The organism is Blastochloris sulfoviridis (assembly GCF_008630065.1).
Classification (GTDB): domain Bacteria; phylum Pseudomonadota; class Alphaproteobacteria; order Rhizobiales; family Xanthobacteraceae; genus Blastochloris; species Blastochloris sulfoviridis.
Genome location: NZ_VWPL01000010.1, coordinates 18255 through 33625, shown reverse-complemented (window position 1 = coordinate 33625; position 15371 = coordinate 18255). Strand labels below are relative to the sequence as shown.

The 15371-nt window shown below is 66.5% G+C and carries 18 protein-coding genes and 1 pseudogene; 16 read left to right on the top strand and 3 right to left on the bottom strand.

The window, feature by feature from the left end; translation table 11 throughout:
* The first annotated feature begins 89 nt into the window (after positions 1-89).
* The 4 genes from clpS to F1193_RS07520 all read left to right on the top strand — a co-directional run bounded on the left by clpS (position 90) and on the right by F1193_RS07520 (position 4160).
* The gene (gene clpS, locus F1193_RS07535) at positions 90-434 is read left to right on the top strand and encodes an ATP-dependent Clp protease adapter ClpS (protein WP_150097138.1); all 345 of its coding nucleotides are present in this window, start codon (positions 90-92) and stop codon (positions 432-434) included.
* Positions 435-443: 9 nt separating this feature from the next.
* Positions 444-2885 carry an ATP-dependent Clp protease ATP-binding subunit ClpA gene (clpA, locus tag F1193_RS07530; protein ID WP_150097070.1) on the top strand — a complete coding sequence of 814 codons (2442 nt, stop codon included), beginning with the start codon at positions 444-446 and terminating at the stop codon, positions 2883-2885.
* Between the two features lie 229 nt (positions 2886-3114).
* Entirely contained in the window at positions 3115-3822 is a 708-nt protein-coding gene (locus F1193_RS07525) for an AzlC family ABC transporter permease (protein ID WP_170263445.1), read from the top strand.
* Positions 3819-4160 (top strand): AzlD domain-containing protein, encoded by a 342-nt coding sequence (locus F1193_RS07520; protein WP_150097068.1) that lies wholly within the window; start codon positions 3819-3821, stop codon positions 4158-4160. Before F1193_RS07525 ends, F1193_RS07520 begins: the two co-directional genes overlap by 4 nt.
* 229 nt (positions 4161-4389) lie before the next feature.
* On the opposite strand, the gene F1193_RS07515 is transcribed toward F1193_RS07520, so the two are convergent.
* Both F1193_RS07515 and F1193_RS07510 read right to left on the bottom strand, forming a co-directional pair.
* A complete protein-coding gene (locus F1193_RS07515) occupies positions 4390-5025 on the bottom strand; it encodes an NrsF family protein (RefSeq protein WP_150097067.1) in 636 nt (211 codons plus the stop codon).
* A complete protein-coding gene (locus tag F1193_RS07510) occupies positions 5022-5579 on the bottom strand; it encodes a sigma-70 family RNA polymerase sigma factor (protein ID WP_150097066.1) in 558 nt (185 codons plus the stop codon). The genes F1193_RS07515 and F1193_RS07510 overlap by 4 nt, the downstream gene beginning before the upstream one ends.
* Positions 5580-5774: 195 nt before the next feature.
* On the opposite strand from F1193_RS07510, the gene F1193_RS07505 reads away from it, so the two are divergent.
* The 10 genes and pseudogenes from F1193_RS07505 to F1193_RS07465 all read left to right on the top strand — a co-directional run bounded on the left by F1193_RS07505 (position 5775) and on the right by F1193_RS07465 (position 14038).
* Positions 5775-6077 carry a BufA1 family periplasmic bufferin-type metallophore gene (locus F1193_RS07505; protein ID WP_150097065.1) on the top strand — a complete coding sequence of 101 codons (303 nt, stop codon included), beginning with the start codon at positions 5775-5777 and terminating at the stop codon, positions 6075-6077.
* Positions 6078-6132: 55 nt separating this feature from the next.
* Entirely contained in the window at positions 6133-6990 is an 858-nt protein-coding gene (gene bufB / locus F1193_RS07500; protein ID WP_150097064.1) for an MNIO family bufferin maturase, read from the top strand.
* An 8-nt stretch (positions 6991-6998) separates the two neighbouring features.
* Positions 6999-7766, top strand: coding sequence for an HvfC/BufC N-terminal domain-containing protein (locus F1193_RS07495; RefSeq protein WP_150097063.1), 768 nt, complete (start codon positions 6999-7001; stop codon positions 7764-7766).
* 5 nt (positions 7767-7771) lie between these two features.
* Complete coding sequence (locus tag F1193_RS07490) at positions 7772-8239, top strand: DoxX family protein (RefSeq protein WP_425457219.1); 468 nt, start codon at positions 7772-7774, stop codon at positions 8237-8239.
* Positions 8240-8556: 317 nt separating this feature from the next.
* Positions 8557-9906, top strand: a complete 1350-nt coding sequence (locus F1193_RS07485; RefSeq protein WP_150097061.1) for a substrate-binding protein — start codon at positions 8557-8559, stop codon at positions 9904-9906.
* 392 nt (positions 9907-10298) lie between these two features.
* Positions 10299-11306: a branched-chain amino acid ABC transporter permease gene (locus F1193_RS07480; RefSeq protein WP_150097060.1), complete on the top strand. Its 1008-nt coding sequence runs from the start codon at positions 10299-10301 to the stop codon at positions 11304-11306.
* 4 nt (positions 11307-11310) lie between these two features.
* Positions 11311-12528: a branched-chain amino acid ABC transporter permease gene (locus tag F1193_RS07475; RefSeq protein ID WP_150097059.1), complete on the top strand. Its 1218-nt coding sequence runs from the start codon at positions 11311-11313 to the stop codon at positions 12526-12528.
* A gap of 74 nt (positions 12529-12602) precedes the next feature.
* A pseudogene (locus F1193_RS17775) lies at positions 12603-13004 on the top strand (ATP-binding cassette domain-containing protein); the annotation flags it as partial.
* Positions 13005-13013: 9 nt separating this feature from the next.
* On the top strand, positions 13014-13289 hold the full coding sequence (locus tag F1193_RS17770; RefSeq protein ID WP_425457218.1) for an ABC transporter ATP-binding protein C-terminal domain-containing protein: 276 nt from the start codon (positions 13014-13016) through the stop codon (positions 13287-13289).
* Positions 13286-14038: an ABC transporter ATP-binding protein gene (locus F1193_RS07465; protein WP_150097057.1), complete on the top strand. Its 753-nt coding sequence runs from the start codon at positions 13286-13288 to the stop codon at positions 14036-14038. The genes F1193_RS17770 and F1193_RS07465 overlap by 4 nt, the downstream gene beginning before the upstream one ends.
* Positions 14039-14298: 260 nt before the next feature.
* On the opposite strand, the gene F1193_RS07460 is transcribed toward F1193_RS07465, so the two are convergent.
* The gene (locus F1193_RS07460; RefSeq protein ID WP_150097056.1) at positions 14299-14649 is read right to left on the bottom strand and encodes a site-specific integrase; all 351 of its coding nucleotides are present in this window, start codon (positions 14647-14649) and stop codon (positions 14299-14301) included.
* 13 nt (positions 14650-14662) lie between these two features.
* Here F1193_RS07460 and F1193_RS17445 point away from each other — a divergent pair, with 13 nt between their 5' ends.
* The gene (locus F1193_RS17445) at positions 14663-15181 is read left to right on the top strand and encodes a hypothetical protein (protein ID WP_246164196.1); all 519 of its coding nucleotides are present in this window, start codon (positions 14663-14665) and stop codon (positions 15179-15181) included.
* Positions 15076-15348 carry a universal stress protein gene (locus F1193_RS17440; protein ID WP_342781791.1) on the top strand — a complete coding sequence of 91 codons (273 nt, stop codon included), beginning with the start codon at positions 15076-15078 and terminating at the stop codon, positions 15346-15348. Before F1193_RS17445 ends, F1193_RS17440 begins: the two co-directional genes overlap by 106 nt.
* Positions 15349-15371 lie beyond the last annotated feature (23 nt).

Genomic DNA, 15371 nt, shown 5'->3' with positions numbered 1-15371 from the left:
ATCGCTGTCCTCGTGCCCCCGGCTCGCCCATGATTCAGGAGTTCTCTTCGATCGATCGGTTCGGCACCGCGGCGGCTCGCCCGCGGGCGATGGCCGGCAAGGGGATGGCCGACAAGGGAAAGCCCGCGCCGCCGCAGGGGCCGGGAACGGCGGTCATCACCCGCACCAAGGCGCAGACCCGGCGGCCGAACATGTACCGGGTGCTGATCCTGAACGACGACTACACGCCGATGGAGTTCGTGGTGCTGATCCTCGAACGGTTCTTCGGCAAGAGCCGCGACGAGGCGACGCGCATCATGCTGCACGTCCACCACCATGGCGTCGGCGAGTGCGGGATCTACACCTATGAGGTGGCGGAGACGAAGGTCACGCAGGTGATGGACTTTGCCCGCAAACACCAGCACCCTCTCCAGTGTGTCATGGAGAAGAAATAGGAGCCCCCATTGCCCAGTTTCTCCCGCAGCCTCGAACAGTCCCTGCACCGCGCCCTGGCCTTGGCCAACGAACGCCATCACGAGTACGCGACGCTGGAACACCTGCTGCTCGCCCTCGTCGATGACCAGGACGCGGCGGCGGTGATGCGGGCCTGCAATGTCGACCTGGACAAGCTCAAGCGCGCCCTGGTCGACTATATCGACAGCGAACTGGACAATCTGACCACCGACGGCAGCGACGAATCCAAGCCGACCGCGGGCTTCCAGCGCGTCATCCAGCGCGCGGTGATCCATGTGCAGTCCTCCGGCCGCGAGGAGGTGACCGGCGCCAACGTGCTGGTGGCGATCTTCGCCGAGCGCGAGAGCCACGCCGCGTATTTCCTGCAGGAGCAGGACATGACGCGCTACGACGCCGTCAACTACATCAGCCACGGCATCGCCAAGCGGCCCGGCCTGTCGGAGAGCCGGCCGGCGCGCGGCGTCGAGGACGAGGCCGACACCAAGCCGGGCGACGAGCCCAAGAAGAAGGGCGACGCGCTCGAAGCCTATTGCGTCAACCTCAACAAGAAGGCGCGCGACGGCAAGATCGATCCGCTGATCGGCCGCGATTCCGAGATCCAGCGCACCATCCAGGTGCTGTGCCGCCGCCAGAAGAACAACCCGCTGTTCGTTGGCGACCCCGGCGTCGGCAAGACCGCCATCGCCGAGGGGCTGGCGCGGCGCATCGTCAATGGCGAGGTGCCGGAGGTGCTGTCGAACGCCACCGTGTTCGCGCTCGACATGGGCGCGCTGCTGGCCGGCACGCGCTACCGCGGCGATTTCGAGGAGCGGCTGAAGCAGGTCATCAAGGAGATCGAGAACTATCCCGGCGCCATCATGTTCATCGACGAGATCCACACGGTGATCGGCGCCGGCGCCACCTCGGGCGGGGCGATGGACGCCTCCAATTTGCTCAAGCCCGCGCTGGCCTCCGGCAATGTGCGCTGCATCGGCTCGACCACCTACAAGGAGTACCGCCAGTACTTCGAGAAGGACCGCGCCTTGGTGCGCCGCTTCCAGAAGATCGACGTCAACGAGCCGACGCCGGAGGACGCCTTCGAGATCCTCAAGGGGCTGAAGCCGTATTTCGAGGACTTCCACAAGCTCCGCTACACCAATGAGGCGATCAAGGCGGCGGTCGATCTGGCGGTGCGCTACATCCATGACCGCAAGCTGCCGGACAAGGCGATCGACGTGATCGACGAATCCGGCGCGGCGCAGATGCTGCAGCCCGAGAGCCGGCGCAAGAAGACCATCGGCGTCAAGGAGATCGAGGCGGTGGTGGCCACCATGGCGCGCATTCCGCCCAAGACCGTCTCCAAGGACGACGCCGAGGTGCTGGCCAATCTGGAGCAGACGCTCAAGCGCGTGGTGTTCGGCCAGGACAAGGCGATCGAGGCTTTGGCCTCGGCCATCAAGCTCGCCCGCGCCGGCTTGCGCGAGCCGGAGAAGCCGATCGGCTCCTATCTGTTCTCGGGGCCGACCGGCGTCGGCAAAACGGAAGTCGCCAAGCAGCTCGCCTCCGTGCTCGGCGTGCCGCTGACCCGCTTCGACATGAGCGAGTACATGGAGCGGCACACCGTGTCGCGGCTGATCGGCGCGCCTCCGGGCTATGTCGGGTTCGACCAGGGCGGCCTGCTCACCGACGCGGTCGACCAGAACCCGCACTCGGTGCTGCTCTTGGACGAGATCGAGAAGGCCCATCCCGATCTCTTCAACATCCTGCTGCAGGTGATGGACCACGGGAAACTGACCGACCACAACGGCAAGCAGGTCGATTTCCGCAACACCATCATCATCATGACCACCAATGCCGGGGCAGCCGACCTCGCCAAGGCGGCCTATGGCTTCACCCGCACCAAGCGGGAAGGGGACGATACCGAGGCGATCAACCGCATGTTTGCCCCGGAATTCCGCAACCGTCTCGACGCGGTGATCCCGTTCGCGCACCTGTCGCCCGAGATCATCGCCCTGGTGGTCGAGAAGTTCGTGCTGCAGCTCGAAGCCCAGCTCGCCGACCGCAACGTCACGATCGCGCTCACGCCCGCGGCGACCGAATGGCTGGTCGAGCGCGGCTATGACGAGCAGATGGGCGCGCGGCCGATGGGCCGCGTCATCCAGGAGAACATCAAGAAGGCGCTGGCCGACGAGGTGCTGTTCGGACGCCTGCGCACGGGCGGCCACGTCAAGGTGGTGGTCGAGGAGGTCGACGGCGGCCGCAGGCTCGGCTTCGAGTTTCTCGAAGGGCCGGTGACGCCGAAGCCCGATCCGGTGGCTCCGGTCAAGAAACCGCGCAAGCGCAAGACGTCCTACCGCACCAAGTCGGCCAAGGCCAAGCCGAAGGCCGCCAAGGGCGGCGGACCGGGCCCGGCGCGCAGCTCGGTGCCCAAGGTGCCGCTGATCAAGGCGTGAAGGCGGCGCGCCAATCCGGTGTCCTGTCATCCCGGCCCGCGTCAGCGGAGCCGGGATCGGGTTCAGAAGGGGTTCCTGTCTGCGTACGGTCCCGGGTCTTCGCGTTGCGAAGCCCGGGACGACGCCTGAAGCTGGTGCCCATGAAGCGGTTCTAGGAATGTCGGCTTCCTCTTGCCGCCGAGAATCGGCCAGATAGGACCACTGGCGGTCCATGGCCCGGTTCTCCCGAATGACCTCGCACAACGCCCCGCTCGCCGCCGGCATCCGCGTTGCCTTCGGCCCGCCGATGCTGGTGCTGATGGCCTCCTTCGTCGGCTTCGGCGGTCTGGCGCACGATGCCGGCTGGCCGCTGCCGGCCGCGGTGCTGGCGACGCTCTTGGTCTGGGCGATGCCGGGGCAGGTGGTGCTGCTCGGGGCCGTCGCCGCCGGGTCTTCGCCGCTCGCCGCACTGCTGGCGGTGTCGCTGTCGGCGGTGCGGCTGATGCCGATGGTGGTGTCGCTGATGCCGGTGCTGCGGGCGCCGCGAATGGGCGTGGGCACGCAGTTCTGGTGCGCCCATTTCGTGGCGCAGACGGTGTGGGTGGAGTCCTTCCGCCACCTGCCCGACATTCCGCGCGCCGAGCGGCCGGGCTTCTATCTCGGCATGTCCTATGCGCTGATCGTCGCCTCGGCGGCGGCGACGGCGCTGGGCCATGTGGTGGCCGGCCGGCTGGCCGAGCCGCTGGTGATCGGGCTGGTGTTCCTGCCGCCGGTGTTCTTTCTCCTGTCGCTGGAGCGAACGGCGCGAAGTGTCGTCGACAAGCTGGCGTTTGCCGCCGGCCTCGTGCTCGGGCCGGCGATGGCGGTGGCGGCGCCCGATTTCGACCTGATGCTGACCGGCGCGATCGGCGGCGCGGTGGCGTTCGCCGCCGGCCTCGCCTGGGAGCGCCGGGCATGAGCGACCTTGCCATCTATGCGATGGTGCTGGCGGCGGCCGCGGCCACCTATGTCTGGCGGTTTCTCGGCATCGCCGTGGCCAACCGGATCGACGACCGCAGCCTCGGCTTCCGCTTCGTGCGGGCGGTGGCCACCGCGATGGTGGCCGGGCTGGCGGCGCGGATGGTGCTGTTCCCGACCGGCGGGCTCGCCGCCATTCCGCTGGCGCTGCGGCTTGCCGCGGTGGGGGCGGGGGCCGGCGCCTACGCCGCCACCGGCCGCTCGGTGACCGCCGGGCTGATCGCGGCGGACGCGGTGATCATCATGGGCGCGTGGTGGCTTGGTCTGGGATCCGGGTGAGGGCAGCCTGATTTCTTGCGGCCATGATGATCACCGCGTCCACCGCGAACGGCTTGTGCAGCGCGCGCACCGAGGCCAAGGTCGCCAAGCGGCAAGGTCGCCAAGCGCGTGGCCGCGCACATGCGCGCGTCGTCCAACCGCAAGCACGCGACCGTCGTCGATCGCCGACACATAGGTGACCGCTGCCCGCCAATCTGCTCCACTTGCGCGGGGCATGCTGAAGACCCGCTCACCAGCGCAACAACCGCACGCCGAGCGCCGCACCCGCGACAGTGACGAGCGCGACGGAGAGGCCGTACCAGGTCGCGACGAACAGAGGCGAATCGTCGGGGCAATGGGCAGCGTAGAGCGTCGCTGCGAGCGCACCGGCGGCGAGTCCGGCGACGGCGCCGGTGCGGGCCGGGGCGGTCGGTGCCGTGCGCCGCAGCGCGACGAACAAGGCGGCGACCGGCGCGATCGCCAGCGACGGAATCGCGACGAGACAGACCGCCGCATTGCGGCCGACGAGCCTTGCCGACCAAGCGTCCGCCGGCACCGCCAACAGTTCGGCGACCAATGCGACGAAAACGAGGATCGTCGGAAGAGCCAGCCAGCGCGCCGCGCGGCGCGGATCGGCACCGGGCCTCGCCAGGGCCAGCAGCAACCGCGTCGCCGTCACGGCGAGCGCCAACGTCAGCACGAATTTCAGCGGGAAGCGCGGCGTGCCGAGCGCGGCGACCGCGTCCGGCCGCACCCCGAGCGCGACCACGAACAGGACGGCAGCGACGGCGACCCCGACCGCGATCGCCGCGGCGACCAGACCGCGCGGTCCCGGCTCTACGGCATGATCGGCCGCCAACGCAGAAATGAGATCGTCAGTCCTCACGGCTCCACCCGATAGAGTTTCGACAGCGTCTTCAGCCCTCGATGCAGCGCGACGCGCACGGCGCCCTCGTTCATGCCCAGTGACTGCGCCGTGTCGCGGATGCTGGTTCCCTCGACGGCGACGGCGCGCACGATGCGTCCCTGCGTTCCGCCGAGCCGATCGACCAGCCGCTCGGCGTCGCGGCGGCCGAGGTTTTCGGCCGGGTCGTCGTCGCCCGGCAGGAAATCGCCGAGACCGTCGATCGGCACCTCGCCGCGGCGGCCGCGGCGGCGTAGCGCATCGACCAGCTTGTAGCGGGCGATGGCTTCGATCCAAGGACCGATCGCATCCTCGCGGCGCCACGTGTGACGCTTCAGATGGATGGCGAGTAGCGCGTCCTGCACGATGTCCTCCGCATCTGCGTCCGGCACGCCCCAGCGGGCCAGCGCGCGCCGCACCTTGCCGCGCAGCGCTGGCGCCAGCGCGGTCAGCAGCCGGCGATAGGCAGCTTCGTCGCCGCCGAGACCGGCGACCATCCAGTCGGCCCACTGCCGTTCGCGGTCGTCGGCCGTCATTCGTCCCCTCTTCGTTGCCAGACCGCGGTTCGTTACAGGCTGCTGGCGCCCGGTTGCGCAGCTGTGTTCGCGACGCGGTCGCCGGACACAGCCGCGTGAGCGGCGTAACGGAGTGCGTGGCGTGGCCGAAGGGTGTCGTGTGGCCGCCCAACGGCCAGCAGCGACCCGATCCACCAGCACTCGAGGAGACCACCCATGAACCGCCGCACCAACCGCCGCACCGCCACCCTCGCCCTCGCTGGCTCGCTGGCCTCTGCGCTGGCACTCGCCACCGTTCCGGCCGGCGCCCAAGACCCCGGCAAGAACGCCGCCAAGGAGAAGTGCTTCGGCGTCGCGTTGAAGGGGCAAAACGACTGCGCGGCCGGGCCCGGCACGACCTGCGCGGGCACATCGAAGGTAGACTACCAGGGCAACGCCTGGAAGTACGTCCCCAAGGGCACCTGCACCACGATGAAGACGCCGAAGGGCACGGGCTCGCTCGAGCCGGTGAAGAGCTGATCGGCATCGGGGCGCGGCGATGCCGCGCCTCCTTCCCCCGCCCGGATACATCGCGATGATCACCCCCACGCTTCCCGCCCGCGCCGGCGTCGGTTTCAAGTCGCAGCATCTCGACGCCATCCTTGCCGATCCCGGACCGATCGGGTTCGTCGAGGTCCACGCCGAGAACTACATGGGCGACGGCGGGCGGCCCCACGCCCAGCTCGCCGCCCTGCACCAGCGCTTCGCCCTATCGATCCACGGTGTCGGCCTGTCGATCGGCGCCGACCGTCCGCTCGACCGCGCGCACCTTGCGCGGCTGCGTCGCCTCTGCGACCGCCACGCGCCGGAGAGCTTCTCGGAGCATCTCGCCTGGTCGAGCCACGGCGAGGTCTTTCTGAACGATCTCCTGCCGATTCCCTATACGGCCGTGACGCTCGCCCGCGTCGCCGACCATGTCGCCGAGGTGCAGGACGTGCTTGGGCGCCGCATGCTGTTGGAGAACCCGGCGACCTATGTGCTGTTCGCGGACAGCACGATCGCCGAGGTCGACTTCCTGGCCGAGGTGGTGCGGCGCAGCGGCTGCGGCCTGCTGCTCGACATCGCCAACGTCTTCGTGTCGGCCGTCAACCACGGCACCGATGCGCAGGCCTACCTTGCCGGCTTCCCGCTCGCCGACGTCGGCGAAATTCATCTCGCTGGCCATGCCGTCGCCGAGGACGAGGGGGGCGTCCCGCTGCTGATCGACGCGCACGATTCGCCGGTTCCCGATCCGGTTTGGGCGCTCTACGGGCACGTGCTCGCCCGGTCCGGCCCGCTGCCGACCTTGATCGAATGGGACAACGACGTGCCGACTTGGCCGATCCTGCGCGGCGAGGCGGCCGCCGCCGAACGATGGCTCGCCGATGCGGCGGCCGCACGGTCAGTGGCGTGAGGCGGGTCATGACCTGGCAGGATGGTTTCGCCGCCGCGCTGCTCGACCCGACCCTGCCGGTGCCGACCGGCCTCGTCTCACGCCGTACGGGCGCGCCGACGCAGCGCTTCGCGGTCTATCGCAACAATGTCGTGGTCGGGCTCGTCGAGGCGCTGGAGGCACGTTTCCCGGCGGTTTGCGCCATTGTCGGCGACGAGTTCTTCCGCGCGATGGCTGGCGTGTTCGTCCGCGCCCATCCGCCGCGCTCGCCGCTGATGATGCACTATGGCGACGCCCTGCCGGCGTTCCTCGAAACCTTCGCGCCGGTGGCCGAGTTGCCCTTTCTCGCCGACGTGGCGCGGCTTGAGGCGGCGCGCACGCACGCCTATCACGCCGTTGACGCCGACGGGCTCGACGCCGCGGCGTTCGCCGAACTCCACGCCGGCGAACTCGGCGCGGCGCGGGCGACGCTGCTCCCCGGCACCACGGTGATCCGCTCGCTTCATCCTCTGGTGACGATCTGGGCGATGAACGTCGGCGAGGCACCGCTCGCCGCGATCGACGACTGGCGACCACAGGATGCGCTTGTGGGGCGCGACGGCCATCGCGTCGTCGTCCGCCGCTTGCCGCCCGGCGGTGGCGCCTTCCTCGCTGCGCTCGCCGCCGGTCAATCCGTCGCCGACGCCATCGAGACGGCGCTCGCCGACGCCGCCGCATTCGACCTCACCGCCGCGCTGGCCGACCTGATCGAGACCCGGCTCATCGCCGCCATTCATGCTTCGGAGGTTCCGTCGTGACCGACATCGTGTCCGTACCGTCGCCGGCGTCCGCCCCGCTGAGGTTGGTGCGCCGCGCCGTGTCCCTGCTCGACCGCATTCCCCATGCCGTGGTCGGGCTCTGCGCGCGACTGTTTCCCGCGGCGGTGTTCTGGCAATCCGGCCAGACCAAGGTCGACGGCTTCGCCCTGTCGGACAGCGCCGTGGTGCTGTTTCGCGAAGACTACAAGCTGCCGTTCGTCGATCCGCTGATCGCCGCCCACGCGGCAGCGATCGCCGAGCACCTGTTCCCGGCTCTGCTGGTGGTCGGGCTGGCGAGCCGGGCGTCGGCTCTGGCGCTGCTCGTCATGACCGCGGTGATCCAGATCTTCGTTTATCCGGGCGCATGGCCAACCCACGGCGTGTGGGCGACCTGCCTCCTCGTGGTGCTGGCCCGCGGCCCCGGCCTGGTGTCGTTGGACCACCTGATCGCCCGTCGGTTCGTTGGCCGGTGACCCACGACCAACACGACAGCGAGCCGAGGGGAGCCCGCCCTGCGCGCGGGGGGATCGCGCTGCGACCTTGTATTCGGCGAGTCGAACTCCATAACCTGGTCGTGCGTAAAATATTTCCGTTGGACGTTGCTGCACTGCACATACGACATTCGGCGTCATTCGACCATCGTAGTAATTGACTGTATTGTTAAATGAATTTAAAATCCTTTATTGAATACGTAGCCGCAGGTATAAATCTAAATAGAACGAGACATAAGTCCCATCTCGGCTATAAACAACGATAAAAGACGTATCAAGGAAACCCACGGAGACTCTAAATGACCGATCGGATATTTCGCCTGAATCGCAGAGCCGCTCTCAAGGCAGGTCTCGCCGGCGCTGGTGCGCTTGCTGCGCCGACCTTCTTCATTCGCGATGCGTGGGCCGACGATTTCTGCAATATGCCGAAGGGCTCGACCGTCACCTTCGGTTTCAACGTGCCGCAGACCGGCCCCTATGCCGACGAGGGCCTGGATGAGCTGCGTGCGCTCCAACTCGCCGTCAAACACATCAATGGCGAGGGCGACGGCGGCCTGCTGAAGACCATGAAGCCGCTGGCGCTCAAGGGCAACGGCATCCTCGGCAAGAAGGTGGCGTTCGTCAGCGGCGACACCCAGACCAAGGCCGATGCGGCGCGCGCCACCGCCAAGCGCATGATCGAGAAGGACGGCGCCATCATGATCACCGGCGGCTCCTCCTCCGCCGAGGCGGTCGCGGTCCAGTCGCTGTGCCAGGACACCGGCGTGATCTTCATGGCCGGCCTCACCCATTCCAACGACACCACCGGCAAGGACAAGCGCGCCTTCGGCTTCCGCCACTTCTTCAACGCCTACATGTCGGGCTTGGCGCTCGGTCCGGTGCTGGCGGAGGCGTACGGCAAGGACCGCGCCGCCTATCACCTCACCGCCGACTACACCTGGGGCTGGACCCAGGAGGAATCGATCAAGGACGCCACCGAGAAGCTGGGCTGGACCACCGTCAAGACCGTGCGCACCCCGCTCGGTGCCGGTGACTTCTCGCAGTACATCACCCCGGTGCTGAACTCGGGCGCCGACGTGCTGATTCTGAACCACTACGGCAAGGACATGATCAACTCCTTGACCCAGGCGGTGCAGTTCGGCCTGCGCGAGAAGATGGCCAACGGCAAGAAGTTCGAGATCGTGGTGCCGCTGTTCTCCGAACTGATGGCGCAAGGAGCGGGCGACAACATCAAGGGCATCATCGGCACCGCCAACTGGGACTGGAAGCTCGAGGACGCTGCCACCAAGGCGTTCACCAAGTCGTTCGGCGCGGCCTATGGCATGCCGCCCTCGCAGGCCGCCCAGACCTGCTACGTGCAGGCCATTCTCTACGCCGACGCCTGCCAGCGCGCTGGCACCTTCAACCCCACCAAGGTGATCGAAGCCTTGGAAGGCTTCGAGTTCGACGGCATGGGCAACGGCAAGACGCTCTACCGCGCCGCCGACCACCAATGCTTCAAGGACGTGCTCGTCGTGCAGGGCAAGGAAAACCCGAAGGACAAGTACGACCTGCTCGCGATCAAGAAGATCGTGCCGGCGGCGGAGGTGACCTACGATCCCGCGATCTTCGGCGGCGATCTCGGGTCGAAGGCTGCGAAGAAGTGCTGAGCTGCAGTCGGCACTGGCGCTGACTCAGGTTACGGTGTGAACCGACACAACCGGTCGACCGCGCCCTCTGCGAGGCGCGGCCGATCGGTCGAGCGTTCCGCCGATCCAGCTGTGCGTCGGCGCCTCCCTTGGATAATTACGGCGGTAGCCACCAAGCGTCGGCCATGATCGCCGGCTCTCCGTTCATCTCCGATTCCGGATGGGAAATTCGACGAGATGGACGACGGCCCAATGCCGCAGGCATTGCCTCAGGCATTCTGGGCCGTTGGGCATGAGGTGTCGCCGCATCGCGGCGGCCTCGGTAAAAGGCGACGTCTTCGACATCGCGGTGACACACCCGGAACGGGCGGGCCCGGAGCGTTGCTCCCGGCCAAATACGAGGTTGGCGGCGAATGGACGCACTCATCCTGCAAATCATGAACGGCCTCGACAAGGGGGCTGCCTATGCGCTGATCGCACTGGGGCTTACGCTGGCATTCGGCACGCTCGGCGTCGTGAACTTCGCGCACGGCGCGCTGTTCATGCTCGGGGCCTTCTGCGCGGTCACGCTGCACAAGCTGCTGACGCTCGAAACCGTCAGAATCGACCCGACGCAGACCACACCGTGGGGCTCGCCGCTCGAAATCAGAACCCCCTTCGTGCAGGACCTTCTGGGCGATTGGGGGCGCTTCCTCATCGACCTTTCGGTGCCGGTTTCCATCCTGCTGGCCATTCCGGTGATGCTGCTGATCGGCGTGGTGCTGGAGCGCGGCTTGATTCGCTTCTTCTACAAGCGTCCGCATGCCGACCAGATTCTCGTCACCTTCGGCCTCGCGATCGTGCTGCAGGAGATCGTCAAGCAGATCTTCGGCGCCAATCCGATTCCGCAGACCGCGCCGGAGATCTTCTCCGGCAGCCTCTCGCTGACCGAGACCATCGTCTACCCCTACTGGCGCATCGTCTATCTGGTGTTCTCGCTCGCCGTCATCGGCGCGGTGTTCGCCTTCCTGCAGCTCACCACCTTCGGCATGGTGGTGCGCGCCGGCATGCAGGACCGCGAGACGGTCGGCCTGCTCGGCATCAATGTCGAGCGGCGCTTCACCATCGTGTTCGGTATTGCCGCCATCGTCGCCGGTGTGGCCGGCGTGATGTACACGCCGATCCTGCCGCCCGATTACCACATGGGCATGGACTTCCTGGTGATGTCCTTCGTGGTGGTGGTGGTGGGCGGCATGGGCTCGCTGCCCGGCGCGGTGCTGGCGGGCTTCCTGCTCGGCATTGTGCAGTCGTTCGCGTCGATGAACGAGGTTAAGGCGCTGATCCCCGGCATCGACCAGATCATCATCTATCTCGTGGCGGTGGCCGTCCTGCTGGTCCGGCCGCGCGGACTGATGGGACGCAAGGGTGTGATGGAGAGCTGATAAGATGAAACACGCCAGCAAGCTCGCCGATTTCGCCCTTTTGATCGGCTTCGCCGTCATGGTGGCCTTGGGCCCGGTGATCTTTGAGCCGATCGGCGCCGGCTATCCGGACCTCCTGCAGAAGTTCGCCATCTACGGCATCTTCGCCATCGGCTTCAACATCCTGTTCGGCCTCACCGGCTATCTGTCTTTCGGCCACGCCGCGTTTCTCGGCGTCGGCTCCTACGCCGCGGTGTGGTCATTCAAGCTGGTCTCGATGGACCTCGTTCCGGCGATCCTGCTCGCGGTGCTGTTTGCCGGGATTCTCGCCCTCGCCATCGGCTATGTCAGCCTGCGCCGATCGGGCATCTACTTCTCGATCCTGACGCTGGCGTTCGCGCAGATGTGCTACAACATGGCCTATTCGGTGTTGACGCCGATCACCAATGGCGAGACTGGCCTTCGCGTGCTGCGCGACGATCCGCGCGTGGTCGACGCCGTGTTCGGCTACGTCTCGCCCGCGCCCTCGCTGTTCGGGCTGCAGATGACCGGCTGGGCCGGCTATTATGTCTGCGGCGCGGTGCTGGTGGCGGCCTTTGGCCTGTCGATCGCGGTGTTCCGCTCGCCGTTCGGCATGACGCTGCGCGCCATCAAGTCGAACCAGAAGCGCATGGGCTTCACCGGCTACAACACGAGACCGTTCCTTCTCACCGCCTTCATCATCTCCGGCATGTATGCCGGCCTGGCCGGTGCGCTGCTCGCAGCGGTCGACCCCTTGGCGGGCGCCGAGCGCATGCAGTGGACGGCGTCGGGCGAGGTGGTGCTGATGACCATTCTCGGCGGCGCTGGCACGCTGCTCGGCCCGGTGGTCGGCACCGGCATGATCAAGTATTTCGAGAACATCTTCTCGTCCTACAACGACGTCCAGCTCGCCGCGATCTTCTCCTTCCTTCCCGACGACCTGCGCGACAATGTGGTGAGCGTGCTCGGCATGTTCGTCGGCGAGGGTTGGGCATTGACGCTCGGCCTGTTGTTCATGCTGGTCGTCATCTTCCTGCCCGGCGGCATCATGGAAGGCGTGATGCGACTGCTCCGCCTCAAGCATACCCCGAAGGTCAAGTCGCTCGGCGATTCCCCGCAGCGCGATGCGATCGGCGAGAGTGTGATCGAGGACATGCCGCCGGACGATCACACATCGCGAACCCGTGAGTCTGCCAAGGCGATGAGGGAGACAGCATCATGAGCAAGCCGATCGTTCTCCACATCGACCACGTCTCCAAGACCTTCGGCGGCCTCGACGCGCTGAGCAACGTCCATCTCGACATCCGCGAGGGCGAGACGCACGCCATCATCGGTCCGAACGGTGCCGGCAAGTCGACGCTGCTCAATGTCTGCGTCGGCGGCTTGGAGCCCACCAAGGGCAAGGTGCTGCTCGCCGGCACCGAACTCACCGGACGGCGTCCGTTCGAGATCAACCAGCTCGGTGTCGCGCGGGTGTTCCAGACCCCGGAGATCTTCGCCGACCTCACGGTCGTCGAGAACGTCATGATGGCGATGCTGTCACATCGCGACGGCGCGTTCCGCCTCAGGCTATTGTCGCGCTTTGGCGACCGGAGCGAGACCGGCCTCCGCGCCACCAAGGCGCTGACCGATCTCGGCCTCGGCGGCCACCTCAATCACCTTGCCGGGGCGCTGTCGCGCGGTGACAAGCGTCGGCTGGAGCTGGTGATGAGCGTGGTGCAGCAACCCAAGCTCCTGCTGCTCGACGAGCCGACCGCCGGCATGGCCCGAGCGGATACCAACGCGACGATCGACATTCTCCGGAAATTTAAGGAATCCGGCATGACGATCGTCATCATCGAACACGACATGCACGTGGTGTTCTCGCTGGCAGACCGCATTACCGTGCTGGCCGGCGGGCGCGTCATCGCGCAGGGCTTGCCTGACGAGATCAAGGGCAACCCGAAAGTGGTCGAGGCCTATCTCGGCGAGGAGCAGGTATGAACGTTCAGACCCTTGAGCGCCCGCGCACGGCGCCCGCCAACGCCGCGCCGTTCTTCTCATGCCGCGGGCTCGATGCCTATTATGGCGACAGCTACGTGGTGCAGAACGTTTCGTTCGCGCTGGAGAAGGGCCAGATCCTGGCGCTGCTCGGCCGCAACGGCGCCGGCAAGACCTCGACGCTCAGGGCCATCGCCCGTGCCTCGACGCCGGAGCTGCGCAGCGGCGAGGTGGTGCTCGACGGCGTTGCGCTGCACGGCAAGCCGAACTATGTCGCTGCACGTGCCGGCATCCAGCTGGTGCAGGAGGACCGCCGCATCATACCCGGCCTCACGGTCGAGGAGAACCTGCAGCTCTCCATCATCTCCGGTGAGCGCGGCTGGTCGTTCGAGCGCATCTACCAGCTGTTCCCGCGCTTGGCCGAACGCCGCAAGCAGGAAGGCGTCACCATGTCCGGCGGCGAGCAGCAGATGCTGGCGATCGCCCGCGCGCTGGCGCGCGACGTCAAGCTGCTGCTGCTCGACGAGCCCTATGAAGGGCTGGCGCCGGTGGTGCGCCACGACATCGCCAAGGCGCTGATGGAGGTGCGCGAGGCCGGCATCACGACGATCATTGTCGAGCAGAACGCGGTTGCGGCTCTGAACCTGTCGGACCGTGCCGTCATCCTCGACACCGGCGAGGTGGCCTTCGACGGCACCGCGAAGGAGGTGCTGGAGAGCGAGGATCTAATGTACAAATACCTCGCGATCTGATCGACCTAAGCCGTGGAGGACAGGAGGGCGTCAGCGTGGCATGGACAAGACACCCAGTCCGACAACAATGAGCCTAGAGCATTCTCCGCAAAAGTGGAAACCGGTTTCGCGGAAGAGAATGCGACAACTCAATAATTTGGAGCGTCCGCCTGGTTCAACGAGATCGGCGGATGCTCGAAGGAGCGGGCTTTCGCCGACGCCCTATAATACCAACGGCCCCAGACGCTGACGCGTGGGGCCGTTGGCTCTCGCGGATTTTCTCATCCGAAATCAGAGATTTCGCGAAAATCCGCGACCGGAACCAACGGTCCGCATTCGCGGCCGTTGGTATAAGGGCGCGGATTCTTCGATATCCGCTCGAAATCGAGCCCACGGAAAACGGACCATTCGATGCCGGCCGGTAGCGCCATGTGCGCAAGGGCAGCACACTCCGCGCGACGAAACTCGGCCCGGCGCCCAAACCGATCGTGAACATCTCCGAGTTCGTGACCCATCTGCAGGCGGCTGGCCTCTTCTTCGATATCCTCGTCGCTCATCAGATCCCTCGCGCCGTGCCGGAGCGAGTGGCCCACTTCGAAATGGCGCCCCTTGGCACCGGCGCGCTGCAGCAACCGGTTCGTCCTCTTGGACGCGACGTCGGCCGGATCGGAGCATTCGTGCAGTCGCTCGAACAGAAAGCTGTCGCCCCGCCATCGCCCAGTCGACGAAGCCGATAACCGTGAGCAGTTGGTGGAGCACAAAGTACTTGAGGCTCTCGGCCGTCTTGACACCTCATGCCGCCGAACCGAATCGTCGATGCTGGGTTTAAGCGTAAGCTCTGAAATCGTCATGTGTCCAAAAGCCCTCTGGCTCAGAACATCAACGATCACGCCATCGCGCGATAGGCGGGGCTATCTCTCTCTTCGCAAGCCCATCCTGACCGTGACCGAAGACTTCAAGGAGCCGCGGCGCGTGATGATCGCCTTCGATGGCGGCACCATCACCCGGCGTGGCGTCGAGATGGCGGCAGAGAGTCCGTTGTTCCGGGGGCTGCCGATCTGCCTGCTGATGTCGGGCAAGGAAACCCAGGACGCCATCAAGAAAAGCTTGATTGGGCCAAAGCCACCCTGGAGGCCGCGGGCTTCGACGTCACCGCCGCGCTGATCCCAGGCGATGCGGAAAGCACCATTGCCAAGACGGTCAAAGAACAGGCCATCGATATGCTCATCATGGGCGCGTTTGGTCACTCGCCACTGCGCAGCCTGCTGTTCGGCAGCAAGACTGCCGACCTGTTGCGCTCCTCGACCATCCCCACGCTCTTGTTGCGATAGCTTTCATGACGGAGAGAAATGAA